A 26,021-nucleotide genomic window follows, 5' to 3' on the forward strand; every position below is an offset into this window, starting at 1 on the left:
CCAACAGCACCCGGGCCCGGGACCTCAGTCGTCCACCTGGTTGATGACCGCGTCCGCGACCTCCCGCATCGAGAGCCTGCGGTCCATGGACGTCTTCTGGATCCACCGGAACGCCTCCGGTTCACTCATCCCCATGTTCTTCATGAGCAGGCCCTTCGCGCGGTCGACGCGCTTACGGGTCTCGAAGCGGTCGGTGAGGTCGGCGACCTGGTCCTCCAGGGACTCGATCTCCGCGTGGCGACTGAGAGCGATCTCGACTGCGGGGATCAGGTCGGCGGGGCTGAACGGTTTGACGACATAAGCCATCGCCCCCGCGTCCCGCGCGCGCTCCACCAGTTCGGTCTGCGAGAACGCCGTGAGCATGACGACGGCGCAGGAGAGCTCCTGGAGGATCTTCTCCGCTGCGGTGATGCCGTCCATCTTCGGCATCTTGACGTCCATGACGCACAGGTCCGGCTCCAGGTCGAGCGCCAGCTGGACCGCTTCCTCGCCGTCGGCCGCCTCGCCGACGACGTCGAACCCGGCCGACGTCAATGTCTCGACGATGTCGAGACGGATAAGCCCCTCGTCCTCGGCGACGAGTACGCGACGCGGCTCGGTCTGCTCTTCAGTCATATCGTGTTCCTCGGTTTGATCGGTTTGTTCAACTATTCTATTGTGTACCTACGCAACGCGTAAGCCCCGATAGCCCAACTGGCAGAGGCGGTCGGCTCAAACCCGGCTTGTTGTGGGTTCGAATCCCACTCGGGGTACCGCCCTTGGTGGCCGTGGGATCATGGTACCGGTTCACAGGCCGCGTTGCTGGCATTGACTGTGCGTGCCACGCCACAACAGAGGAGTTTTCCGTGCGCTCCGCTGCGCTCCCGGCATCCGCCGGACTCTGGCCGAACCGGGAACGCGGCCCAGTGCCCCGGTGCGACGGAGCTTCTACGAGCAGCCCATGCGCCAATGTCTGGAACGAGCCCGGGCCGTCCGGCCCCCGAATATGAAGAGCGGATAAAGCAAGGCCCCGAGCAATAGCTCGGGGCCGTTCGCTTTCTCCCTCACGCGACTGGGATGACTTCGAGGCCGAGGTACTCGGCCGCCTCCCCGCGCAGTTCGGGCTCATCAAGGTCCGCGATCGCTTTCGCTATCCTCGAATCGTGGAAGTCGGCGAACCAAGGCGCCACTGCGTGCGACAGTTGCGCGACCTCCAGGTTGTTGGCCACACGGCCGAACAATGTGTCGTGGACCGACACGGTCCGGATATCTGTATTCATTTCTCCTCCATCATTTCCGGTCGCGCCCGCAGTATGTGCTTGATCCGCACAGGCAACTTGGGCGCTTCTCGTTCACGGCCACACGGCCGCAGGACCGGGCCCCCTTTGGCCCGTTCCCCCAACGCGCATCGCGCGTAGTCATCTACTCTAGCGCATCCACGGGATCTTGTCACCCCCAGTCCCCGGATCCGAGGACCAGGAGCCGACGGCGTTCGAGGATCCGGACACCGCCGGTGGGTCGGTGGGCCACATGAAGACGGGTGCTCCCCCGCCACTGCCGATCCGCCCCGACCCGGCGCACGAGCAAAGGGGCGCCGGAAACCCGACGCCCCCCGCATTGTGCGGCCGCTAGCGGGTGCCGCCGATCAAGTAGTCCGCCTCGTCGCCGATATTGTGGATGCGCAGCATGTTCGACGACCCCGGCGTTCCCGGGGGCATCCCCGCGATGAGCACCAGTTGGTCGCCGATCTCAGCCAGGCGCGAGGTTTGGGCCACCTGGTCAACCTGCCACACCATGTCGTCAGTGTGGCGCACTTCGGGGACCCTGTAGGCCCGGACGCCCCACGACAGGGCCAACTGCCTGCGCGTGGACTCCAAAGGCGTGAAGGCGAGCATCGGAATGGCGTGGCGCATGCGCGACATGAGGCGCGCGCTGCGTCCGGACTGGGTGAATGTCACCAGGTACTTCGCCTCGAGGTGCTCGGCGATCTTGCCCGCGGCCTCGCAGATCACGGCGGCCCTGTCCGACGCGTAGTACCCGGGGATGGTGGCGATGCGCTCGCCGCCCTCCTCCTCGGTCGCCTCGATGATGCGGGCCATCGTCCGGACCGTCTCGATGGGGAAGGCCCCCACCGAGGTCTCGCCGGAGAGCATCACGGCGTCAGCGCCGTCCAGGATCGCGTTCGCGCAGTCGGACGCCTCGGCGCGGGTGGGCCGGGGGTTCTTGATCATGGAGTCCATGACCTGGGTGGCCACGATGACGGGCTTGCCCGCGATGCGGGCGAGCTCGATGGCGCGCTTCTGGACCAGGGGCACCGCCTCCAGGGGCATCTCCACGCCCAGGTCGCCGCGCGCGACCATGATGCCGTCGAACGCCTCGACGATCCCCTCAAGGGCGTCGACCGCCTGGGGTTTCTCGATCTTCGCGATGACGGGGATGCGCTTGCCCTCCTCGTCCATGATCGCGTGCACGTCCTGGATGTCGGCCGAGCTGCGCACGAAGGACAGGGCGATGAAGTCGGCGTCCTGGCGGATGCCCCAGCGCAGGTCCTCCTTGTCCTTCTCCGACAGGGCGGGGACGGAGACGGCGACGCCCGGCAGGTTGAGGCCCTTGTGGTCCGAGACGGTCCCGGGGACCTCGACGCGCGTCGTGACATCGGTATCGGTGACCTCGACGACGCGGACCGCCACGTTGCCGTCGTCGATGAGCAGGCGGTCGCCGGGGGCGCAATCGCCCGGCAGGCCCTTGAACGTGGTGCCGACCAGTTCCTTCGTTCCGGGCACGTCACGGGTGGTGATGGTGAAGGTGTCGCCGACGGCGAGCTCCTGGGGCCCATCGGCGAAGGTCTCGAGGCGGATCTTGGGCCCCTGGAGGTCGACCAGGACGGCGATGGCGCGTCCCGAAGTCTGGGACGCCGTGCGGACACGTGCGATGACCGCTTCGTGCTCCTCGGCATTTCCATGGGACCGGTTGATACGCGCAACGTCCATTCCGGCGTCAACCAGTGCTTGGATCTGCTCCGGTGAGTCGGTCGCGGGACCAATAGTGCAGACAATCTTAGCTCGGCGCATATGGATGATAATACCGTGGACTGGAACGTCCGTTCCCGATGAATCGTCGGAGGCGGACGTGATAGTCCCCATTGCGCCGACCGGCCCCCTCTCAGTCGGGGGCAACTGCTCCATCCCCATCGCCCATCACGGTGCTTTCGGCCCCGTCCGCCCGGGATTCACTGGGCCCGTCTTCCGCAGTCCCGGTCCCGTCCGCGGGGGCGCCGTCGTCGGCAGGCGCGTCGTGCGCCTCCCCTTCCAGTGGGTCGGGGCCGTCGGCCCGCGGACCGCTCTCGGAAGCAGAAGGCGCCTCGTCCCAACCAGCGCCCTCCCCGGGCCCGGTGTCCTCGTCCGACGAGTCGGCGCCGACGGCCTTGGAGCCGCCCTCCCCGGGCGCCACGGCCCAGGGCCGCCCGAGGCGCCCGGCGAGGAGGAACAACACCGCCCCGGCCGCGAAGACCAGCAGCGACGTCCACACGTTCAGCCGCACGCCCAGGATCCTGTGCGCGTCGTCGATGCGCAGCGCCTCGATCCACACCCTGCCCGCCGTGTACACCATGAGGTAGAGGGCGAAGACCTGCCCCGCCTTGAACCGCAGCCGCCTCTCCAACCGCACGATGAGGGCGGCGCCGGCCAGGCTCCACAGGCACTCGTAGAGGAAGGTCGGGTGGAACAGGGTGCCCGGCGGGTACCCGGGCGGCATGTGGGCGGCATCGATGCGCAGCCCCCACGGCGCCGTCGTGGGCGCGCCGAAGAGCTCCTGGTTGAACCAGTTGCCCCACCGCCCGATCGCTTGGCCGACCAGCAGGGCGGGGGCCAAGGAATCCGCGACGGGCCCCAGGCGCGCCCCCGCGCGCCTCGCTCCGATCCAGGCGCCGACCGCGCCGAGGGCGACCGCCCCCCAGATGCCCAGTCCGCCGCGCCAGATCTGCCACACCTGCCACGGGTGCCCGCCCGGCCCGAAGTACTGGTCGGGCGAGGTGATCACATGGTAGAGGCGGGCGCCGACAATGCCCATGGGGATGGCCCACAGCGCCAGGTCGAAGAGCAGGTCGGGGTCCCCGCCGCGCCGTGCGTAGCGGCGCGAGGCCCATGCGAGGGCGACGACCATGCCGACCGCGATGATGATCCCGTAGGCTCGCAGCGGCACTGGGCCCACGTACCACACGCCAACTGATGGCGAGGGGATCCCGGCTTGGAGGAGTGCAGTCACTGGCGGACCCCCTTCACTCCCCCGACGAGTTCGGCCGCCAGCGCTCCCAGCTCCACGAGGGCCCGTTCGAAGGGCTCGGAGAACAGGGTGCGCACCAGCGCCGATCCCACGATGACGCCGTCGGCATAGGCGCCGATCTCGCGCGCCTGGGCGCCGGTGGAGACCCCCAGGCCCACGCACACCCGCTCCGCTCCGGCTGCCCGGGTGCGCTCGACGACGTCGCGCACGTGCGCGCCCACCGACGCGCGCGCTCCTGTCACACCCATCGACGAGGCGGCGTACACCCACCCCCTGGAGTGGGCGGCGATGAGGGCGAGCCTGCGGGCCGGCGAGGACGGCGCCGACAGGTACACGCGCTCCAGGCCGTTGGCGTCGGCCGCGGCCTCCCACTGCCCGCCCTCCTCGGGCGGCAGGTCGGGGGTGATCAGGCCGGAGCCGCCCACCTCGGCGAAGTCCGCGGCGAAGCGCTCCACCCCCCACCACTCGACCGGGTTCCAGTAGGTCATCACCATGGTCGCCACCCCGTACGCCGTGAGCTCGTCAACGGCGTGGAACAGGTCCTCGATGTGCGTTCCGCGCTCGAGCGCGGCCACCGTGGCCCGCTGGATGGTCGGTCCGTCCATCCCCGGATCCGAGTAGGGGAACCCCAGCTCGATGGCGTCCACACCGGCATCGGCCAGTGCCTTGCCAGCCCGAACCGACGCCTCCACCGTGGGGAAGCCCACCGGCAGGTACGCGATCAGGGCGGCGTCGCCCCGGGCGTTGGCCTGGTCGATGCGGACTGCGCAATGGGGTGCGCGCGCGGTCATCGTTGCGCCTCCTTCGTGACGGCGCGGACCCCGCTCGGTCCGGCGCTCGGGTCGATGATCTGCTCCTTGGCGCGCCCGTAGCCGAACCAGCGCGACGCGGTGTCCATGTCCTTGTCGCCCCTGCCCGACAGGACGACCAGCGCAATGGGCGCGCCCGCCCCGTCGAAGGGCCCCTCCGCCCCGGCCTTGGCCCGGGCCCAAGCGCGGGCGCCCGCCAGTGCGTGCGCGGATTCGATCGCGGGGATGATGCCCTCCGTGCGGCTCAGGCGCGCGAACGCGTCCATCGCCTCGCCGTCGCAGACGGGGGTGTACGAGGCGCGCCCCGTGTCGGCCAGCCACGCGTGCTCGGGGCCCACACCCGGGTAGTCCAGTCCCGCGGAGATCGAGTGCGAGGCCTTCGTCTGCCCGTCGCGTTCCTGGAGGACGAAGGTGCGGGCGCCGTGGAGGACGCCCTGCTGGTCGGCGGTGATCGACGCGGCGTGGCGGCCCGCGGGGAAGCCGTCGCCTCCCGCCTCGCACCCCAGCAGCGCCACCCCCGGGTCGTCGAGGAAGGCCGTGAACGCGCCGATGGCGTTCGAGCCCCCGCCCACGCACGCGCACACCACGTCGGGCAGGCGCCCCTCGGCCGCGAGCAGCTGGGCGCGCGCCTCGTCGCCGATGACGCGCTGCAGGTCCCGCACCAGCTCCGGGAAGGGGTGTGGGCCCGCGGCCGTGCCGAAGACGTAGTTGGTGGTCGCGGCGTTCGTCACCCAATCGCGGAACGCCTCGTTGATCGCGTCCTTGAGTGTCGCCGAGCCGGCCGACACCGCGACCACCTCGGCTCCGAGCATCTGCATGCGCGCCACGTTCAGCGCCTGGCGCTCCGTGTCCTCCTTGCCCATGTAGACCGTGCACTCCAGGCCCATCAGGGCCGCGGCCGTGGCCGTGGCGACCCCGTGCTGGCCAGCGCCGGTCTCCGCGATGACCCGGGTCTTGCCCAGTTCCCGCGTCAGCAGCGCCTGGCCGAGCACGTTGTTGATCTTGTGGGAGCCCGTGTGGTTGAGGTCCTCGCGCTTGAGCAGGACGCGCACACCGCCCAGGTCCGAGGCGAAACGGGGCGCCTCGGTGAGCAGCGACGGCCGCCCGGCGTAGTCGGCGAACAGGGACCGCAGGTTCCTCTGGAAACCCGGATCGGGCCACAGGCGCCTCCACGCGGCCTCGACCTCCTCCAGCGGGCCCATCAGCGACTCGGCGACGAAACGGCCGCCGAACCCCCCGAAGTACGGGCCTTGAGTGGTGTTGAGCGACATAGGATCAGCCTTCCTGTAGGGCCTGGCGCACGCGCGCCTTGCGGTCCGTGAGCAGCGCGGGGTGCGCCCCGGCGCTCACCATGTCACGAATCGACTCCAACGGGTTGCCGGATGTGACCAGTGCCTCGCCGACGAGCACGGCGTCGGCCCCCCACTTCGCGTACTCGAACACGTCGTGCGCGTTGGAGACCCCTGACTCCGCCACGGCCACGACATCCTCCGGGATCACATCGATGACCTGCTCGATGGTGTGGCGATCGACCTCCAGGGTCGTCAGATCCCGCGCGTTCACTCCGATGACGCTGGCGCCGGCTTCGAGGGCGCGCAGCACCTCCAGGCGCGAGTGCGTCTCCACGAGCGCCTCCATCCCCAGCGAGCGCACCCGCTCGAGCAGGGACACCAGCGCCGGCTGCTCGAGCGCGGCGACGATGAGGAGGACCAGGTCGGCGCCGTGGGCGCGCGCCTCGTGGATCTGGTACGGGGTGACGATGAAGTCCTTGCGCAGCACCGGGATGTCCACCGCCGCGCGCACCGCGTCAAGATCCGCCAGGGAGCCCCCGAAGCAGCGCCCCTCCGTGAGGACCGAGACCACCGAGGCGCCCCCGCGCTCGTAGGTCGAGGCCAGGGACGCGGGATCGGGGATGGCGGCCATCTCCCCCTTCGACGGCGAGGACCGCTTGACCTCCGAGATGATCGTCACCGCCCCGTCGGAGCCCCTCAGCGCGGAGACTGCGTCCTTGGCGTCGGGAGCCCGCAGGGCGAGCTCCTTGACCTCCTCCATCGGCGCTGCGGACTCCCGGACCCTCAGGTCCTCCATCACTCCGGCGATAATGCTCTCGAGAACACTCACGACGACCCTCCTCAAACCTTCAGACCCAACGATGCTATCGCCACGGGGCGCGGCGCCCGAAATCCGCTTCCCCGACCGACCGGTATCCGGGCTAGAGCGACGACCATGGGCGCAGCACCGACGCGGTCGTCACCGCCTCCAGAGCCGCGGCCGCCTTGTTGCGCGATTCCTCGTACTCCAGGGACGGCACCGAGTCCGCGACCAGTCCCGCGCCGGCCTGAACCGACGCGATTCCGCCCCGCAGGGCGGCCGTGCGGATGGCGATCGCCAGGTCGGCATCGCCGCCGAGGTCGAAGTAGCCCACCACTCCCCCGTAGACACCGCGCGCCGCGGGTTCCAGCTCGTCAATGAGGCGGATCGCACGGGGCTTGGGCGCTCCCGACAGGGTCCCCGCGGGGAAGGCCGCCACCAGGCAGTCGAGGGCGTCCGCGTCTGGCCGCAGAATCCCCGTCACCGTCGAGGAGATGTGCTGGATGTGGGAGAACCGCTTGACCTCCATGAGGGTGGAGACCTCCACGGTGGCCGGGTCGCACACCTTCGACAGGTCGTTGCGCGCCAGGTCGACCAGCATCACGTGCTCCGACAGCTCCTTCGGGTCCTGGAGGAGTTCCTCGGCCAGCTCCCGGTCCTGCGCGCCGTCGGCGCCCCTGGGGCGCGAACCTGCGATCGGGTAGGTCCACACCCGCCGCCCCTGGGTGCGCACCAGCGTTTCGGGCGAGGATCCCACGACCTCGAACTGGCCGCCGTCGCCGTCGGGCAGCGCCAGGTAGTACATGTAGGGCGACGGGTTGATCGTCCGCAGGACCCGGTAGACATCGACCCCGGCCGCGCCCGTGCGCACGTCGAGCCTTTGGGAGACGACGATCTGGAATGCCTCGCCGTCTTCGATGGCGCGCTTGGCGGCGTCCACCGATGCCTCGAAGGCGGCTCTCGGGGTGCGTTGTCGGACGGCGGGGCGCTCCGCCCCGGGGTCGGCGGCGAGCACCGCCGGGCCGATGGGGGCGGCCAGTTGGCGCGTCATCGCGTCCACGCGCGCCACTGCGGAATCGTAGGCGCCGTCCACTCCTTCGTCCGTGCCATTGAGGTTCCAGGCGATCGCCATGAGGTACACCGACCCCGTGCGGTGGTCGATAGCGGCGACCTCCGTCGCCAGGCACAGCGCGGCGTCGGGGATGTCGGACTCGCGGGGCGACGATGCTTCGAGGGTGGGCTCCCACTCGGGGATGATGCCCCACCCCAGCGACCCCACGAGCGCACCCGTCAGGGGTGGGAGCCCGGGGATCGGCGGGGCTTGCAGCTCTGCCAGCGCCGAGTGCGCGACTTCCAAGAACGCGCCCTGGGCGACGGCGCCCTCGGGGCGCGCCCCCACCCACCGGGCCCTCCCCCCACTGGAGACGATGGCGCCCGCGCTGGAGGCGCCCACGAAGGACCACCTGCCCCATGCGCCTCCGTGCTCGGCGGATTCGAGGATGAAGCTGCCGTGCGAGCCGTGGGCCAGTTGCCTGTACACGCCCACGGCGGAAAGCTCATCGGCCAGGACGCGCCTGACCACCGGGACCACGCGCCGAGTCGCGGCCAGGCGCCGGAACTCCTGCTTGTCGGGCCATGTCTGGCCCCACTGCAGGTCGACGCCGGGCGGGTTGTCGCTGGTGCTCTTCGAAGGACTGGTCACGCCGATCATTGTGTCATCGACGCCACCGGGCGGCCCGCCGTGTCTCACGGGCGCGCCTACAGCCAGTCCGGGATCACTCCCCACGCGACGGTGGCGAAGAGCGCGGCCCCGATCATCCACGGCCCCATGGGAACGCGGCTCTTAGTCCCCGCCGATCCGACGACCAGTTTCCACAGGGCGGCCGCGCCCGCGGACACGAACGCCAGTGCGAGGCCGGCGGCGGCTGCCTCCACGCCGACCGACCCCACCATCGCCCCGAGGACCGGGGCGAGCTTCACGTCCCCCGTGCCCATTCCGCCCGGGAGTCTGTTGAGGAGCCAGATGGGCACGAGCCAGATGAGCAGGCCCAGGGCAGAACCGGTGAGGCGTTCCCTCCAGAAGGGCGACACCAGGGCGCCGCCGACCAGTCCCGCGCAGACGCCCACCGCCATCGCGGCGGTGTAGCCGTTGGGCAGCCGGTGCGTGAGGGCATCGACGTAGGCGCTGAGCACGCCCACCATCGCCACTGCGAGGATTGCGGGCAGGCCGGGACGGCGCTCGCCCGCGACGAAGAACACCGCCCCCACGAGCGCCGAGGACCACACGATGCCATTGCGGCCAAGAGGGGTGTGCGTGGCCTCCACGAAGTACCTCCGCTGGATCCTCCAGCCCGATTTCGCCAGCCAGAACAGGATGACGATCCACGTGAGGAAGCCCGAGACGATGGGGAAGTTCGCCACCGCCCTCTCCGGCAGCCAGTCAACGATCATGGCGGATCAGCGGCCCTCCCGTCTGGCGAGTTCGGCTTCCAGCGCCGCCCGCATGGCGCCGGTGTCGGGGTCGCGCCCCGTCATGAGACGCACCTGCTGGGCGCCCTGGTGGATGAGCATCTCCGTGCCCTCGGCGATGACGGCGCCGCCCGCTTCGAAAGCGCGGCGCAGCGCCGTGTCACGCGGCGAGTACACGACGTCGAGCAGGCACTGGTGGTCGCCGGGGCGCGCCAGTGCGGCGAGCGGGTCGGCGGCGCCCGCGGGCAGTGTCGACACCACGATGTCCGCGGCCAGCGCGGCGCCCGCCCTCGCAGTGTCCCCGATCAGCACCTGGTCGATCCCGACGCCCATGCGCGCCGCCGCTGCCACGACCGACCCCGGGCCCGAGAACCGGCGGGCCACAACGGTCGTGCGGGTGACGCCCAGGGCGCCCAGCGCGGCGAGCGCTGACGAAGCCGTCGCCCGCGCCCCCAGTACGCAGGCGCTGCGCGCCGGCCCCAGTCCGCGCACGGCCCTCGCCTCGGCAATGGCCGTCGTAATGCCGTGGACATCCGTGTTGAAGCCCGTCAGAATGCCCGCTCCGGGCACCACTGTGTTCACCGCGCCCACTGCACCGGCCAACGGATCGACGACATCCAACATCGGTATGACCGCTTGCTTGCAGGGCATCGTGACCGACAGACCGCGGCACTGGGGGTCCAGGCCCGCGATGAACGCGCCCAGTCCCCCGCGGTCCACCTCGGCGCTCCTGTACTCCCAGTCGCCTTCTAGCCCGAGGCCCTCCCAGGCCGCCCGGTGGATCGCTGGGGACATTGAGTGCGCGATCGGCGAGCCGATGACCGCCGCCCACGGCACCGTCAGCACTTCCCCTCGTGCGAAGCGCAGTAGTCCTGGAACTTCTTCTGGTTCTCCATCTGCTCGGCGAAGTTGTCCGCGAACAGGGTCTCGCCGGTGTCCAGGTTGACGGTGGTGAAGTACAGCCACGTGCCCTGTGCGGGGTTGACGACCGCAGCGATGGCGTCGCGGGACGGCTGGCCGATCGGCGTGGGCGGCAGGCCGGCGTGCAGGCGGGTGTTGTAGGGGTTGTCGTCCGCGATAGCGGCGGCGTCGGGCACGCCGCCCGACTTTCCGACGCCGTACTGCACGGTCGAGTCCATCTCCAAGCGGCCCCGGGTCTCGCCGTCCGGGTCGGCCAGGCGGTTCTCGATGACGCGCGCGATCATGGGCTGGTAGCGCTTGATGTTGCCCTCGCCGTCCACGATGGACGCCTTGGTGAGCACCGTCTCGCGGTTCTCGTCTGCGACCCCCATCTCCGCGAGCTCGGCGATGGTCCCCGCCACCATCCTCTTGACGACCGTTGTGGGGGTGTCCTCGGGATCGACCTCGTACGTGCCCGGCAGCAGCCACCCCTCGGCCTTCCCATTGGCCTCGGCGGGCAGCCCGATGGACTCGGCGTCATCCAGCGCTTTCTGCACCTCGTCCTCAGACACGCCCATGATGTCGGCGATCTTCGCCTTCACCTGCCAGATCGGCGTACCGGGGATCACAGTGATCGTGTTGTCCGTCCGGTTCGTCTCATCCAGGAGGGCGGCGAGTGCCTCGGCGGCGCTCATCTGCAGCCGCATCGAGTATGTGCCCGGGCGGATGGACGTGGCCGCCTTGCTCTTCTCGAACTGTCGGATGAAAGCCCCGACCGACTTCACCACCCCGGCGTCGACCAGCGCCTTGCCGATGTCCCGGCCCGTGGAGTTCTCCTCGATGGTCACCGAGACAGTCTCCGTCCCCGGGCCCGGGAAGTCGTCCTGGGCGGGCTGGTTGGCGCTGCTGCGCAACTGGCGCACGGCCAGGTACCCGGCGCCGCCAACCATGGCCAGAACGATCACGAGGACGAAGAACGAGCGCACACTGCGCCAGAACCGCCTCCTCTTGGCCGCCTGGCGCTCCCGCGCGAGGCGCCGGGAGCGCATCCCGGTGGTCTCCTCCTCTTCGGAGGACTCCTCCTGGCCGGGGCCATCGGCGTCCGAGCGGCCGACCGCCGGGATCTCCGCGGTGTGCGCGCTGGGGCCCGGGTGCTCCCGCTGCGGCTCCGCCTTGTCCCCGCCGGCAACCGCCCGGCGCCTCTTAGGGGTGCTTCTACGGGAGCGGGTGCTGCTGGGCCAGGGGAAGTCGGACTCGACAGAACCGGGTGCGCCCCCCTGACCGGGGGCGTCGTCGGGCTCCTTGGCAGCGGCGCCCTGACGGGGGCCGGAGGCGCGCTCCGTTGCAGTGGCGGCACGGCTCTCGGCATCGCCGCTGCGCGCCCCCGCCCCACGGGCTCTCTTGGCGCGGGAACTGGGGACGGCCGCGCCGGTGCGCCCCGCAGCACTGGAACGGCGCCGCTCCGCCTGGCCCGCGGCCGGATCGGCTGTTCGCCCGGTGCGGGCGGAGGCTTCCTCATCGGGGTCGGGGTGCAGGTCCGCGTCGGAGTACGTGCGGGGCTCGTTGCGGTGGATTTCGCGCCGCGAGCGGAAGGGATAGCTGGGAGGGGTGGAACTCGTCATCGCCCAGTCTCCTCGCTTTCGGGTGCGTCTACCGGCTCTCCAGGGGCCCGCCCGCTCATGCGCTCGGTGTCCAGGGCGTGCTCAATGATGATCTGAGCGGCGACCTGGTCGATGACCTCGCGGTGGTCGATCTCCGGCACCCCTCGCGCACGAAGTCGCTGGTGGGCCTGGGTCGACGAGAGCCTCTCGTCCACCATAGCAACGCGAACGCCAGGACACGCGACCTTGACCCGGCGCGCGTAACGACGCGCCCCTTTCGCGGAGATGCCCTCCCCGCCCTTGAGGTGGCGGGGCAAGCCGACGAGCACCTCGATGGCGTCGTACTGGGCGATGATCGTGGCCAATTCCTCAACGTCCGACCAGTCGTCGGCGCGCCGGAGCGTCCGAACGGGGATTGAGAGGATCCCGTCCGGGTCGGTGCGCGCGACCCCCACCCGCACGGTGCCGACATCGACCCCGATCCGCACTCCAGGGCGCAAGGTCACAGGCCCTCGATCTGCCGGCGCAGCTCTTCGAGCGCCCTGCCGATGCCCTCGGGCTTCGTGCCGCCGCCCTGCGCGATGTCGTCGCGCCCTCCTCCGCCGCCGCCCAGGAAGGAGCCGACCGCGCGGACGAGCGCCCCCGCCTTCGCCTTGCGCGCGCGGGCGCCGTCGTTCGTGGTCACGACCAGCGACGGTTTCCCGCCGACCAGGCCCGCAAGGGCGACGACCGCGGCCCCGTCCCCGCCGATGCGGTCGCGCACGTCGAGCGCCAGGGAGCGCAGCGCGTCGGCCGAGGGCACGGCGCCCACAGCGGCCACGACCCCGGTCAGCCGCCCAATCGTCTTGGCCCGCGCAGCCAGGTCGGACGCTTGCGACAGGGTCTGGTCGATGCGGCTCTTCTCCAGTTCCTTCTCCGACTCCTTGAGTTTGGCCAGCAGGGCCTCGACGCGCTCGGGCAGGTCCTCGGGCCTGCCACCCACCAGGGATGCCAGGCGGGACACGATGGCGTGCTCCTTCGCCTGGTACTCGTAGGCCCCGTCCCCCACCAGGGCGTCAATGCGGCGCACGCCCGAGCCGATGGAGCCCTCCCCGAGGACGGTGACCCGCCCGAGGTGCCCGGTCGAGGGGACGTGGGTCCCGCCGCACAGCTCCTTGTCGAAGCCGTCGCCTATCGTGACGACGCGGACCTGGGAGCCGTACTTCTCGCCGAACAGGGCGATGGCGCCCGACGCGCGCGCCTCTTCGATACCCATGACCTCAGTGGTCACGGGCATGTCCTCAGCGAGTTTCTCGTTGACCAGGGCCTCGATGTCGTCCACCTGGGAGGCGCCGAGCGCGCTGGAGTGGCGGAAGTCGAAGCGCAGGCGCGATGGCGAGTTCTCAGAGCCTGCCTGTGAGGCGTCCTGGCCGACCACCGCGCGCAGGCCCGCGTACACCATGTGGGTGGCGGTGTGGGCGCGTGCGATGGCCAGGCGCCTTTGCGTATCGATCTGCGCGAAGGCCCTCTCGCCCACGGTCACCGTGCCCTCGACGACCGTGCCCCTGTGGACGAACAACCCGCGGATCGGGGCCTGCACGTCGTTGACCTCGATGACCGCACCGCCCTCGGCGCGGATGGTCCCGTGGTCGGCCAACTGCCCGCCCATCTCCGCGTAGAACGGCGTGCGGTCCAGGACCACCTCGACATCGGCGCCCGCCGAGGCCGCTGGAGCGCCGTGGCCGTCCACCAGCAGCGCGGCCACCGAGGCGTCGGAGCCGGACTCGGTGTACCCCAGGAACTCCGAGCCCCCGCCCAGGCGCTTCTCGATCTCCTGGAAGACGCGGACATCGGTGTGGCCCGTCTTCTTGGCGCGCGCGTCCGCCCGTGCGCGTTCCTTCTGCTCCTCCATGAGCGCGCGGAAGCTGTCCTCGTCGACCTTCACGCCCTGCTCCGCGGCCATCTCCAGGGTCAGATCGATGGGGAAGCCGTAGGTGTCGTGCAGGGAGAACGCCGAAGCACCCGGGATCGGGGATCCCGTGCTCCTCGCCTCGGCCACCGCCGCGTCCAGGATCGTGGTCCCCGCGCTCAGGGTACGGCGGAACGCGTCCTCCTCAGCGTAGGCGACATCGGAGATCGTCCCCCAATCGGCCTCGAGCTCCGGGTACGAGGCGCGCATCGCGTCCTTCGAGGCCGTCAGCAGCACGGGCATCGCCGCGTCATGGACGCCGAGCAGGCGCATGGAGCGCACGGCCCTGCGGATCAGGCGGCGCAGCACGTAGCCGCGTCCGTCGTTGCCGGGGCGCACGCCGTCCCCTATCAGCATCAGGGAGGAGCGCACGTGGTCGGCCACGACGCGCAGGCGCACGTCGTCGGCGTAGGCCTCGCCGGCCTCGGGCCCCGCGGCGCCCAGGCCGTAGGTCTTCCCGCTCATCGCCTCAGCTGCGGCGATCACGGGGAAGACCTCATCGATCTCGTACATGTTCGGCTTGTCCTGCATGATGAACGCCAGGCGCTCCAGACCGGATCCCGTGTCGATCGCGGTCCGGTCGAGTTTGCCGACCAGTTCGAAATCGTGTCCGGCCCCTTCGCCGCGGACGAACTCGTCGAAGACCAGGTTCCAGATCTCCAAGAAGCGGTCGCCCCCCGTGTCGACCACGGGCCCCCCGTCGGGACCGTACTGCGCTCCGCGGTCGTAATGGATCTCGCAGCACGAGCCGGCCGGCCCGGGCTGCCCCGTCGACCACGAGATCTCGGCGAAGGGAAGGCGCTGGACGCGTTCGGCGGGCAGGCCGATCTCGCGCGTCCAGTAGTCGAAGGACACCCGGTCCTCCTCCCAGATCGTCATCCACAGGCGGTCGCCGTCAAGCCCGTAGCCGCCCTGGTCACGGGGGTCGGTGAGCAGGTGCCATGCGAAGTCGATCGCGCCCTCTTTGAAGTAGTCGCCGAAGGAGAAGTTGCCGTTCATCTGGAAGAACGTGCCGTGGCGCGTCGTCTTGCCCACGTTGTCGATGTCGTTCGTCCGGACGCACTTCTGCACCGAGGCCGCCCTGGGCCACGGTGCCGGTTCCGTCCCGAGGATGTAGGGGATGAAGGGGACCATCCCCGCGACCGTGAACAGAATGGAGGGCTCGGGCGAGATCAGGGGGACTGAGGGACGGATCTCGTGATCCCGGGCGGCGAAGAAGTCCAGCCAACGGCTGCGGATTTCACTGGTGCGCATGGGAACTCATCTTAGACAACAACCACCCCAGCCTCCACATCGTCCACGCGGGCGCATGCGACATCACTCCATCGTGTTAGTGGGCAGCACCCTGCGGGAGCCGGTGCGTCCGTCGAGCACGGCGGGCGCAGGCACCGGGAGCGGCCCCGCACGGCTCCCCGGTTATGACGACGCGCCCCAGGGCGCAGTGCCCTGGGGCGCGTGGGCCGGTGTCAGCGCGAGTAGTGCTCGACGACCATCTGCACGTCGCAGGTGACGGGGACCTCGGCGCGCTTGGGGCGGCGCACCAGGGTGGCCTTCAGGCGCTCGAGGTCGACGTCGAGGTAGTCGGGGACCTGGGGCAGCACGTCGCGGTGGATGCCCTGCGCGGCGATCTCGAAGGGGACCGTGGTCTGCGACTTGGGCTTGACCTGCAGGGTCTGCCCCGGATTGACGCGGAAGGAGGGGCGGTCGACGATCTTGCCGTCGACCAGGATGTGGCGGTGCACCACGAACTGACGGGCCTGCTGGATGGTGCGGGCGATGCCCGCGCGCAGGACGAGTGCGTCGATGCGCATCTCCAGGAGCTCGACCAGGTTCTCACCGGTCAGGCCGGCGGTGCGGCGGGCCTCCTCGAAGGCGCGGCGCAGCTGGGCCTCGCGGATGCCGTACTGGGCGCGCAGGCGCTGCTTCTCCTTGAGACGGACCGCGTAGTCGGAATCCTGTCGGCGGCGCGAACGGCCGTGCTCGCCAGGGCCGTAGGGGCGCTTCTCGAAGTAGCGGACGGCCTTGGGCGTCAGGGCGAGGCCGAGGGCGCGCGACTCGCGCACCTGCTTGCGGGAACGGTTCTTTGCCATGTTCTCTTTTCTTTCCTGTTTCCAGTGTCATGCCCGTGCCGGGCACGGGCATGGGGCCAACTCTTGCGGCACTGCCGCACGGCTAGGGCCCCAGGGAGCCTTCCGCAGAAGACAACCCCGCCATGCTAGCGCATTTCCAGGAGGTTCCTGATCACCTCGAGCCTCTTCGTGATGAGCGCCTCGTTCCCATTGCGGGTCGGATCGTAGTACCGAACCCCGACGAGGTCGTCGGGCAAGTACTGCTGCGCCGCGACGTGGTGGGGCGCGTCGTGCGCGTAGACGTACCCCTCCCCGTGGCCCAGGCCGGCCGCGCCCGGGTAGTGCGCGTCGCGCAGGTGGGCGGGGACGGGACCGCCCTTGCCAGCGCGCAGATCCGCCAGCGCATGGTCGATGCCCCTGTACGAGGCGTTGGACTTCGGCGCCGTGGCGACGGCGATGACGGCCTGGGACAGGAGGATCCGCGCCTCGGGCATACCGACCATGGCGACTGCCTGCGCCGCGCTCACGCAAGTGGTGAGGACTTCCGGCGCGGCCATGCCCACCTCCTCGGCGGCGGCGATCATGACGCGCCGGGCGATGAAGCGCGGATCCTCCCCCGCCTCGATCATCCGCGCCAGGTAGTGGAGGGCCGCATCCACGTCGGATCCGCGCATCGATTTGATGAACGCGGAAGCCACGTCGTAGTGCTGGTCCTGGTCCCACCGCACCAGCGCGCGGTTGGCGGCGGCCTCGACCTGGGAGAGGCCGATGACCGATCCGCCCGCCCCGGCGGCCGCCCCCGCCGCGGCCTCGAGCAGGGTCAAGGACTTGCGGGCGTCCGATCCGGCCAAGCGCACGAGGGCGTCGCGCGCCTCGTCGGTGATGGTGAACGCGCCCGCGAGCCCACGGTCGTCGGCGAGGGCGCGTTCGATGAGCCCGGCGACCGCCGCGTCGTCGAGCGGGCGCAGTGCCAGTAGCAGGGAGCGCGACAGGAGCGGTGGGATGACGGAGAAGGACGGGTTCTCCGTCGTTGCGGCGACCAGGACCACCCACCGGTTCTCCACTGCGGGCAGAAGGGCGTCCTGTTGCGACTTGGAGAAGCGGTGGACCTCATCGACGAACAGGACCGTCTCGCCGCCCCCGGCCGCGAGCCGTCTCCTGGCCCCACCGACCGCGTCGCGGATGTCCTTGACGCCCGAGGACACTGCTGACAGCTCTTCGAAGCGACGGCTCGTCGTCCGGGCGACCAGGTACGCCAGCGTCGTCTTCCCCGTTCCGGGAGGCCCCCACAGGATCACCGATGACACCGCGACGGAATCAGCAGCCGCGGGTTCGAGCAGGCGGCGCAGTGGCGCGCCCGCGCCGAGCAGGTGGTCCTGTCCGACCACTTCCTCGACGCGCGCGGGCCGCATGCGGACGGCCAGGGGCGCGTCGGGACTGTATGCGGGAACGCCCGAGTCGTCGATGCCCTGGGCTGCGAAGAGATCCATGCGGACAGACTAACGCCCTGCGGATGCGGACGCGGGGCGGCTTCCCGGATCGGGAAGCCGCCCCGCAGGGCTCCTGGGGCTCAGCTTGGGCTCTTGCGCAGGCCCCGCAGTGTCGGACCGGACATCACCTGGAGGACCACCAGGCCGCCGAGGACCAGCATGCACGCCCCAGCGCCGAGCAAGTAGCCGTTGAGGCCGTCCGCAGCGTCGGTGCGCAGCGAGTTCTCCAGCATCTGCGCGTGCGCTGTCATGGAAGAGGCGGTGTCGACCGTGTTGCCCTCCCCCGCGCTGGCGGACGCTGTGGCGACCTTGAACTGGGCCCATCCGACCAGGGTGTGGTCGCGTGTGGCGATGACGATCTTGTACTCGCCGTTGGGCAGGGACGGCAGATCCATCGACGCCTGGTTGTCATCGGTGACCTGCAACCACTGCGCTTGGCGGCCCGGCAGGATGTTCGCCGACACCCAGTCGCCGGCGGGGGCTTTGTCGGAGGGGACGTTCACGGTGACTTTGCCCGACGCGAAGGAGGCGGAGACGCCCCCTGTGTTCGCGTCGGTGAGCTCGGACTCGCTGGCCACCGGTAGGACGGGCTCCCCATCCGGCTTCACCGTGTTGGAAGTCGCACTGGGCGTCGGATCCGGCTTCGCGCTGCCGTCCGACTGGGCGGGGCCCACGGTGTTGGGCGTCGCTGCAGGAGCGACGGGGGCCTGCGATGGTTCGGCGGGGACGGCGGGATGCTCCGAAGCCGGTTCCTGCGGCGTGTAGGGATCGGGGGTCTGCGTGGAGTGCTCCGGCTCCGGCTCGGAGCTGGGGGTCGGATCGGGAGCTGGGAGCTCGGGACGCGGACTGGCTGTGGTCGCAGGGGGCTGCGGCTCCGTGGTCGGCTCCTGCGTGGGGGCGGGGGTGGGTGCCGGGGTGGTCGGGGTCTCGGAGGGCTCCGGCTCCGTCGTGGGCCCAGGTTCGGGCACGTTGACGATCCGCACGTAGTGCGCGGTCTTCGACTGCAGCGCATCGCCCGCGTAGTAGACGTAGATCGTCAGTTTGTGCACCTCCTCGTCGTACCATGAGGCCCTCTGAGGATTGTTCGTGCCGTTCGGGAGTTCGACGGCCACTGCGAAGTCACCGTCCGGGGACACCGCGCCGACGGCGTAGAAGTCGTCCCTGGCGAGTGGTTCGCCCGTAGTCGGGTTGACGTGGGACTCGTAGCTGGTGACCGCGCCCTCGTCGAGGAGGACGCCGACGTACGCCCCCTTCGCCTCAGATTCGCTGGGCGTGAAGTCTGAACCGGGTATCACTGTGACGCGGACTTCGGTGCTGGGCAGTTCGAGCGGCGCGAATGGGTTGTCCCACCGGTCGCTTGCCGTCGCGGGGAGCATGACGGCGACGACGAGCACAAGGACGGCTCCGAGTCCAACGGTCAGGAACCGGAGCTGATTGGCGATCTGCCGCTGGACGCTGACCACGGCTCCGCGGGCGTGCTTCATCCCATCCTCCTTCGCGCCGACGGATCGGCATAATATGCGTCGTCTACCAGGCTAGCAAGAAGCTGGCAGTCATGACGAAGAATAAACTACACCAGTGCGCGAACATTTTCCACAAGGTTTGTGGAAAAACACTAATCCGGTCGCCCCGTCCGGCCGCACCCCCGGGAAGCGCTGGAACGGCGCCTAATGCGGGTGGGCCATCCTGCGGATGAAAGTGAAGGCGACGGTAACGCCGAGGAGTAGCAGACCGGCACCACCGACCATGACCCAGCTATTGAGTCCGGAAGCCGATTCCTCACTGGATCCCCCGCCGGTATTGGGGGGGACTGCCGCGTCCGCAGAGACTCGGGTCGGCTCGGTGCTCGGCGAGGCGGAGGGCTGGGCCGTCGTCGGGCGCGCTGCGGGTGCGGTGCCCTGGGAAGTGTCCGCTGGCGGTCCGCTGCCGGCCGCCCCTTCCGCGGGGCCGCTACCGGCACCGGCACCGCCCTCCTGGGGGGCGTGCACCGGGGCGCCAGAGGCCGCGGGAAGTGGATCCTGAGTTCGCGCGGGGGCCGCAGGCGCACCGGGGACCCGGGCGGAGGCCAGCTCCTCCGACGCGGACGGGGCAGTGGACGGCTCGGCTGCCTGGGGGGCGGCGGTCGTGGGAGCGGGCTCCGGTTTTTGCGCGGCCCCGTCCTCCACGGCTCGTGCCCCGCCCCTCGACTCGAGCGACGGCTCCCTGGAGATGGTCGGCGTGGCACTCGCTCTCGTGGGTGTTTGGGACGGAGAGGGTGTCGACGGTGTAGGAGCAGGGGTGGACGACGCGGAGGGAGTCGAGGGAGAGGGGGTCGGGCTCGACGACGCGGAGGGAACCGACGGAGATGGCGTCGGGCTCGATGACGCGGACGGAGTCGAGGGCGAGGAGGGGGTTTCCGCCGGGACCGGCTTCTCGGGGCTGTCCGCGCAGTTCTCGGGGCGCAGCGGAGTCAGCGCGCCCACCACCGAGACCGAGAAGGTCACGGACACGCCGCTCGCACCGTCATTGACCGCGACCGTGTGCCTACTGCCCGCTTCCCACTCGTCGGGGACCGCGATTGCAGCCCTGAAGGCGCCCTGGGCGTCGAGTTCGACGACGTCCCACACCTGCCGGTCCTCCGCCAGGGCGCGGGGCGCCCACGTGGGGAGCTGCCTATCGGCGGGGCGCAGCTGCTTGCCCTCGTCCAATAGGACCGAGACGAACGCGCGCGTCGAGCCGGCGACGGTCCAGCCGCTGCCCGACAACACGGCCTTCTGGCCGCGGACCCACTGGGAGGGCACCGCGATCCTGGAGGCGCCCCCAGACACGATCCGGCACCCGGTCCGACCCACGCCATCGACTGGGGAACCCCACAAATCCACGCTACTGGTCAAATTGCCGCTCTGGGCGTCAGCGCGCGCCTGAACGCCGCCGTCCATGGCAATCGCGCCCACCCCCAGTGCGGCGCCCGCGCACACCGCGACGAAGCGCGCCAGCCGCGACGCGCCCGTCGGTGCGAGTCCAGCCATCAGAGTCCCTTCGGAGCAGAGGCAACACCGAATACTGATCAGAATTGGTTCCAGTGTTGTAGTAACTAGATTTAGGATAAAGGATGCCGCGCACTCGCGACACCCCAGTTCGCGAAGTGGTCTGCAAACCAGGGTATCAACAGGCCGTTTCCCGCGCGATTCCGCCGTCCTTGTTCAACAAGTGTGATGCATTCTATTGCGGCGCGCTCCGCTTTCCTGACCCCCCGGTTACCAGCGGGCGCCCGAAGAGGGCCCCACCGTGGTGCGCGGAGCGCAGCAGTGCGCCACTTCCGGTACGCGAAGGAGCGGTCCAGCGAACGCAGCCACAGGAGCGCCCCTCCCCCATCGTGTGGAGCTCAACGGGTCAGTGGATCCATACTCCCGAGTCGTCGAACGTCCTGGGGACCCCATTCGCCCAGTGGTTGCCCGTCACTATCGCACCGGACGCCTCCAAGCAGTATTAGCTCCTGTCGAGTTGGAGCCAGCCGGTGGCCATGGCGCGGGCAGCCAGCCGCCCTTCCCTAGTGCGGCCAATACCGGACGGGATGGGCGCGCCGACCAGGGGCGTACCCGCGCACGAGGCCCTCCAGGTCCGGGCCGCCCCCGCCTGCCACTGCGCCGGACAGGGCGAGGCGAATCGACGCCCCTCCCTCCAGGGGCGTGGGATCCGGGCGCTGGTTCCAGCGGTCGGTCACTCGAAGAGGGACACGTCCCCCGCGCCGCGGCGCACCACCTCGGCGGTGCCGGAGGTGAAGTCGACGACGGTCGTCGGCTCGGCGTCGCCCACGGGCCCGACGACCACCAGGTCCACCCTGGAACCGATGCTCTCATCGACCTCCAGGCCGTCGGTCATCGGCTCGGTCTGGCCCGGCAGGATCAGCGTCGAGCACAGGAGGGGCTCGCCCAGGGCAGAGACGACGGCCTGCGTGATGGCGTGGTCGGGCAGGCGGACCCCGACCGTGTGCTTCTTCTTGTTGAGCGTCATACGGGGCACCTCCTTGGTGCCGCGCAGGATGAAGGTGTAGGGGCCGGGGGTGAGCGCCTTGATCGTGCGGAACTCGTGGTTGTCGAGGATCACGAGCTCGCCGAGCTGGGCGAAGGACGAGCACAGCAGGGAGAAGTTGTGCTTGTCGTCGAGGCGGCGCACATCGCGGATCGTGTCCATGCCCGCCTTGTTGCCCAGGCGGCACGCGATCGCGTACCCCGAGTCCGTGGGCAGGGCGACGACCCCGCCCTCGCGCAGCAGGCCGACCACCTTGTCAACGAAGCGCTTCTGAGGGTTCACCGGATGCATCTCTACGTACGACATACACCTATTGTGCACGATACCCCGGGCGGCTGTGGGCGAAACGGCGGCACTCGCCAGATCCGCGCACTGGCGCGAAGCCCCGTGTCCGCACGCAGGGCCCCGGGAGCGCCGCTCCCGGGGCCCTGCGTGCGGCGCGGCCACGGCCGGCGTTCAGGAGGCGGGGGCCTCCTCGCCGCGCTTCTTCGGCTCGGCGTCAACGCCCGCCTCCTTGCGCTGGGCGGGGGTGATCGGAGCCGGGGCGTCGGTGAGCGGGTCGTAGCCTCCGCCCGACTTCGGGAAGGCGATGACATCGCGGATCGACTCGGACTTGGTCAGCAGGGCCACGATGCGGTCCCACCCGAAGGCGACCCCGCCGTGCGGGGGCGCTCCGAACTTGAAGGCGTCCAGCAGGAAGCCGAACTGAGCCTGCGCTTCCTCCTCGCCGATTCCCATGACGGCGAACACGCGGTTCTGCACGTCCCGCCGGTGGATGCGGATCGAGCCGCCGCCGATCTCGTTGCCATTGCACACGATGTCGTAGGCGTAGGCCAGGGCGTTGCCCGGATCCTCGTCGAAGGAATCGACCCATTCGGGCTTGGGGGAGGTGAAGGCGTGGTGCACGGCCGTCCACGCGCTGTGGCCCAGGGCCACGTCGCCTTCCGCCTCGGCGTCCCCGGTGGGTTTGAACAGGGGCGCGTCGACGACCCAGGTGAACGCCCAGGCGTCGGGGTCGATGAGGCCGCAGCGCTTGCCGATCTCCAGGCGCGCGGCGCCGAGCAGCTCGCGCGAGGGCGTGGGTTTGCCGGCGGCGAAGAAGATGCAGTCCCCGGGGTTCGCGCCGGTGGCCGCCGCCAGGCCCTCGCGTTCGGCCTCGGAGATGTTCTTGGCGACGGGACCGCCCAGGGCCCCGTCCTCGCCCACGGTCACGTAGGCCAGGCCCTTGGCGCCGCGCGCCTTGGCCCACTCCTGCCACTTGTCGAAGGTGCGGCGGGGCTGGGAGCCGCCGCCGGGCATGACGACGGCGCCGACGTAGGGGGCCTGGAACACGCGGAAAGGCGTGTCCTTGAAGTAGTCGGTCAGCTCAGTCAACTCCAGGCCGAAACGCAGGTCGGGCTTGTCGGACCCGTAGCGCTCCATCGCGTCCTTGTAGGTCATGCGGGGGATCGGCGTTGCCAGGTCGTACCCGATCAGCGCCCACACGTTCCTCAGGACATCCTCGGCGACGGCGATGACGTCGTCCTGGTCGACGAAGCTCATCTCGATGTCGAGCTGGGTGAACTCGGGCTGGCGGTCGGCGCGGAAGTCCTCGTCGCGGTAGCAGCGCGCGATCTGGAAATAGCGCTCCATACCGGCCACCATGAGCATCTGCTTGAAGAGCTGGGGGGACTGGGGCAGCGCGTACCACGAGCCTGGGGCCAGGCGCGCGGGAACGATGAAGTCGCGGGCGCCCTCCGGGGTGGAACGCGTCAGCGTCGGGGTCTCGACCTCGACGAAGTCGTGGGCGTACAGCGTGTCGCGGGCCGCGCGCGACACCATCGAGCGCAGCCGGAGGGCGCGCTGCTCGGGCTCGCGGCGCAAGTCGAGGTAACGGTACTTCAGGCGCACCTCCTCGCCGACGTTGCCCGAGTCCTCCGCGTGGGACGAGACCTGGAAGGGCAGCGGCGCCGAGGGATTGAGGATCTCGATGTCGTCGCCCATGACCTCGATGGCGCCCGTGGGCAGGTTCGGGTTCTCATTGCCCTCGGGACGGGCGGCGACCTCGCCTGTGACCTTGAGGACGAACTCGCTCCTGAGCTCGTGGGCCACTGACTCGTCGCGCACAACCACCTGGGCGATGCCCGAGGCGTCGCGCAAGTCGATGAACGCAACGCCCCCGTGGTCGCGACGCCTGTCCACCCAACCGGTGAGTGTGACGGTCTGGCCGATGAGGTCCTTCCCCAGGGAGCCGATGGTGTGAGTACGGAGCACGTGCAGTCCTTTCGTCGGTGCCATCCGCGAGACGGGCGGCGGCACGTGGGATTCTACGCGCCGGGAGCGGTTGCGGGGAAACGTATCGGTTAGAATCGCCGCTATGCCACGAACGTCACCCGCCTCCCCCGCCTCCCCGGAAGGGCCGCGTTGGCGCGCGCAGGAGGTGTCCTTGATGGCCGGCTCGGTCCTGCTCATCACGCTGGTCGCCTTCGAGGAGCTGGCGTCGACGTCCATCATGCCCAGCGTGGTCGCCGACCTGGGCGCCGAGCGGTGGTTCTCCCTCGCCTCGGGCGCCGCACTGGCCGCCCAGTTGGCTGCCACGGTCGTCGCCGGCCTGGCGTGCGACTGGCGAGGTCCGCGTTTCGTCATGGCGTGGGGGCTGGCCCTGTTCACCTCCGGCCTCGTGGTGTCCGCGCTGGCCGGGACCATCTCTGTCTTCGTGGTCGGCAGGCTCATGCTGGGCCTGGGCGGCGGGCTGCTCATCGTGCCCCTCTACGTGCTCATCGGCTCCGTGGCCGACCCCTCCCACCACCCCGCCTTCTTCGCGTCCTTCTCCCTGGCGTGGGTGGTCCCCAGCCTCGTCGGGCCCGTCATCGCGGGCTACGTGGTGCGCGCTTTCGGCTGGCACCCGGTGTTCGGCTTCGTCCCCCTGCTCACCGCAGTGGCCGTCCTGCCCCTGGTGGGGATCCTGCGCGGCCTCACGCACCCGCCCAGCCCGCGCCCCCCGAAGCTGTGGGCCATGGCGCGCACCGGCGCGGTAGCGGGCACGGGCACCGCGCTCATCCAACTCGCCGGAGCACTCGACTCGGCGTGGCGCTCCGTGGTGGTGGCCGTGTTCGCCGCGGGGATCGCCATGTGCGCGTGGTCCCTGCCCCGCCTGCTCCCGCGCGGTGCGTTCGCGCTGCGCCGGGGCATCGGGGCGGGCGTCATGGCGCGACTGCTCGCCATGGGCGTCCAAGCCGGCGCGGGCGTGTTCATCCCCCTCCTCCTCCAGCGCATCCACAGCTGGCCCGAGCACACGGCCACCCTGTGGGTGTCCGCTGGCTCTCTGGCGTGGGCGGCGGGCGCCGTCATCCAGTCAAGGGTCAAGAGCCCGGGGGGCCGCTCCCGCCTGCCCCGCGCGGGCACGCTTCTGCTGGCCACGGGCGTCGTCTCCCTAGCGGCGCTGCTCACCCCGGCGGCCCCCCTGTGGGTAGCGCTGGCCGGGTGGATGGCCGCAGGTCTGGGCACCGGGCTCTTCCACTCCTCCCTGTCCGTCCTCGCCCTGGAGATCACTCCCGCCGCCGAGCACGGGAAGGTCGCCTCGTGGTTGCAGGTCGCCGACTCGGCGGGGCCGGCCATCGAGCTCGCCTCCGTGTCCGTCCTCATGGGCGCGTGGGCCGACTCGGGGGCGACCGGCGCCCTCGCCTACGCCCCGGCCTACGTGGTCGCAGTGGTCCTCGCCTGTGCGGCGGTCGCAGCGTCGAGGCGCATCGCGTGACCCCCTCACCGCGTGAGGGAGCCGGATGGCGGGTACGACAGGACCGCGGGGAACGGAGCTGACGGTCGGACGGGCGGCGCGCCCCTCCCCCGGGTTACGCACACAAGGACCCCGATTTACGGAACACGCGCCGCACACAAGGGCTTGATTCCGCCCTTGTGTGCGGCGCTGTGCTTCCTAATTCCCTCCCTTGTGTGCGACATCGAGGGGGACGAGGGGCGGGCCTTCTCGAATTCGAAGAGCATGCTGACTGATTTCTTACACAACATGCTGTTTTCAAACGAATAACGTCAATTTGAAAGGGATACCGTTACTTTGAAAGCGTTATAACGCTTGCGAAGTGTAGTATCGCTTGGCAAGTGACGACTTCCCTTGTGAATCCCCCACTTGCCCTGGACGGCGCTGTGTGCCACGCGGCTGCGCAACGCGAACCGCGCCCCCACTTGCCCCGGTGCAGCGTTGCGGTAGCTGCCCGATCCGCCGCCTTCCCCGTGCCTTCGCCGAATGGGTCCTGCCCCAGGGTGCCAGGGCGCGCCCTGGGGCAGGAGCAACGGAGAGAAGGAGCAGCGAGGAGGCGAAAACAGCGCCGAACGCGCTCAGGCGCCCGAAACCGGGGCTTGCCCCCGCGCGCGCCTGG

Annotated in this window: 20 protein-coding genes and 1 tRNA gene; 3 read left to right on the plus strand and 18 right to left on the minus strand. The window is 70.2% G+C overall.

Features of this window, described 5'->3' with window-relative positions:
• Positions 1–24: 24 nt before the first annotated feature.
• Positions 25–615 (minus strand): ANTAR domain-containing response regulator, encoded by a 591-nt coding sequence (locus G447_RS0104315; RefSeq protein ID WP_005870367.1) that lies wholly within the window; start codon positions 613–615, stop codon positions 25–27.
• Positions 616–678: 63 nt separating this feature from the next.
• Between G447_RS0104315 and G447_RS0104320 the strand changes: the two genes are divergently transcribed.
• A tRNA-Leu gene (locus G447_RS0104320) sits at positions 679–752 on the plus strand.
• A gap of 291 nt (positions 753–1,043) precedes the next feature.
• Here G447_RS0104320 and G447_RS0104325 read toward each other — a convergent pair.
• The 15 genes from G447_RS0104325 to G447_RS0104395 all read right to left on the minus strand — a co-directional run bounded on the left by G447_RS0104325 (position 1,044) and on the right by G447_RS0104395 (position 19,121).
• Entirely contained in the window at positions 1,044–1,259 is a 216-nt protein-coding gene (locus tag G447_RS0104325; protein WP_005870365.1) for a hypothetical protein, read from the minus strand.
• A gap of 348 nt (positions 1,260–1,607) precedes the next feature.
• A complete protein-coding gene (pyk, locus tag G447_RS0104330) occupies positions 1,608–3,050 on the minus strand; it encodes a pyruvate kinase (RefSeq protein ID WP_081491382.1) in 1,443 nt (480 codons plus the stop codon).
• A gap of 91 nt (positions 3,051–3,141) precedes the next feature.
• Positions 3,142–4,242, minus strand: coding sequence for a prolipoprotein diacylglyceryl transferase (gene lgt, locus G447_RS0104335; RefSeq protein ID WP_026430181.1), 1,101 nt, complete (start codon positions 4,240–4,242; stop codon positions 3,142–3,144).
• Complete coding sequence (gene trpA / locus G447_RS0104340; RefSeq protein ID WP_026430182.1) at positions 4,239–5,051, minus strand: tryptophan synthase subunit alpha; 813 nt, start codon at positions 5,049–5,051, stop codon at positions 4,239–4,241. Before trpA ends, lgt begins: the two co-directional genes overlap by 4 nt.
• Entirely contained in the window at positions 5,048–6,340 is a 1,293-nt protein-coding gene (trpB, locus tag G447_RS0104345; protein ID WP_026430183.1) for a tryptophan synthase subunit beta, read from the minus strand. The genes trpA and trpB overlap by 4 nt, the downstream gene beginning before the upstream one ends.
• 4 nt (positions 6,341–6,344) lie before the next feature.
• On the minus strand, positions 6,345–7,190 hold the full coding sequence (trpC, locus tag G447_RS0104350) for an indole-3-glycerol phosphate synthase TrpC (RefSeq protein ID WP_005870344.1): 846 nt from the start codon (positions 7,188–7,190) through the stop codon (positions 6,345–6,347).
• Between the two features lie 91 nt (positions 7,191–7,281).
• Positions 7,282–8,871 carry a chorismate-binding protein gene (locus tag G447_RS0104355; protein ID WP_051226243.1) on the minus strand — a complete coding sequence of 530 codons (1,590 nt, stop codon included), beginning with the start codon at positions 8,869–8,871 and terminating at the stop codon, positions 7,282–7,284.
• Positions 8,872–8,918: 47 nt separating this feature from the next.
• Positions 8,919–9,611, minus strand: coding sequence for a prepilin peptidase (locus G447_RS0104360; protein WP_005870351.1), 693 nt, complete (start codon positions 9,609–9,611; stop codon positions 8,919–8,921).
• Positions 9,612–9,617: 6 nt separating this feature from the next.
• Positions 9,618–10,475, minus strand: coding sequence for a shikimate dehydrogenase (locus G447_RS0104365; protein ID WP_034476328.1), 858 nt, complete (start codon positions 10,473–10,475; stop codon positions 9,618–9,620).
• Positions 10,469–12,151, minus strand: coding sequence for an endolytic transglycosylase MltG (gene mltG / locus G447_RS12575; RefSeq protein WP_243442300.1), 1,683 nt, complete (start codon positions 12,149–12,151; stop codon positions 10,469–10,471). The genes G447_RS0104365 and mltG overlap by 7 nt, the downstream gene beginning before the upstream one ends.
• Positions 12,148–12,636 (minus strand): Holliday junction resolvase RuvX, encoded by a 489-nt coding sequence (gene ruvX / locus G447_RS0104375; RefSeq protein WP_026430187.1) that lies wholly within the window; start codon positions 12,634–12,636, stop codon positions 12,148–12,150. The genes mltG and ruvX overlap by 4 nt, the downstream gene beginning before the upstream one ends.
• A complete protein-coding gene (gene alaS, locus G447_RS0104380) occupies positions 12,633–15,332 on the minus strand; it encodes an alanine--tRNA ligase (RefSeq protein ID WP_026430188.1) in 2,700 nt (899 codons plus the stop codon). The genes ruvX and alaS overlap by 4 nt, the downstream gene beginning before the upstream one ends.
• A gap of 212 nt (positions 15,333–15,544) precedes the next feature.
• Entirely contained in the window at positions 15,545–16,168 is a 624-nt protein-coding gene (rpsD, locus tag G447_RS0104385) for a 30S ribosomal protein S4 (RefSeq protein WP_005872137.1), read from the minus strand.
• A gap of 125 nt (positions 16,169–16,293) precedes the next feature.
• Positions 16,294–17,637 carry a replication-associated recombination protein A gene (locus G447_RS0104390; RefSeq protein ID WP_026430189.1) on the minus strand — a complete coding sequence of 448 codons (1,344 nt, stop codon included), beginning with the start codon at positions 17,635–17,637 and terminating at the stop codon, positions 16,294–16,296.
• An 80-nt stretch (positions 17,638–17,717) separates the two neighbouring features.
• Complete coding sequence (locus tag G447_RS0104395) at positions 17,718–19,121, minus strand: hypothetical protein (RefSeq protein WP_026430190.1); 1,404 nt, start codon at positions 19,119–19,121, stop codon at positions 17,718–17,720.
• Positions 19,122–19,728: 607 nt separating this feature from the next.
• On the opposite strand from G447_RS0104395, the gene G447_RS0104405 reads away from it, so the two are divergent.
• Positions 19,729–20,541 (plus strand): hypothetical protein, encoded by an 813-nt coding sequence (locus G447_RS0104405; protein ID WP_131295682.1) that lies wholly within the window; start codon positions 19,729–19,731, stop codon positions 20,539–20,541.
• Between the two features lie 795 nt (positions 20,542–21,336).
• On the opposite strand, the gene G447_RS0104410 is transcribed toward G447_RS0104405, so the two are convergent.
• Both G447_RS0104410 and aspS read right to left on the minus strand, forming a co-directional pair.
• Positions 21,337–21,954, minus strand: a complete 618-nt coding sequence (locus G447_RS0104410) for an L-threonylcarbamoyladenylate synthase (protein ID WP_034476332.1) — start codon at positions 21,952–21,954, stop codon at positions 21,337–21,339.
• A gap of 150 nt (positions 21,955–22,104) precedes the next feature.
• A complete protein-coding gene (aspS, locus tag G447_RS0104415) occupies positions 22,105–23,901 on the minus strand; it encodes an aspartate--tRNA ligase (RefSeq protein ID WP_005868494.1) in 1,797 nt (598 codons plus the stop codon).
• Positions 23,902–24,076: 175 nt separating this feature from the next.
• Here aspS and G447_RS0104420 point away from each other — a divergent pair, with 175 nt between their 5' ends.
• Entirely contained in the window at positions 24,077–25,384 is a 1,308-nt protein-coding gene (locus G447_RS0104420) for an MFS transporter (protein WP_005868498.1), read from the plus strand.
• Positions 25,385–26,021: the final 637 nt, after the last annotated feature.

The sequence above is a fragment of the Schaalia georgiae DSM 6843 genome, from assembly GCF_000429245.1.
GTDB classification, from domain to species: Bacteria; Actinomycetota; Actinomycetes; order Actinomycetales; family Actinomycetaceae; genus Pauljensenia; species Pauljensenia georgiae.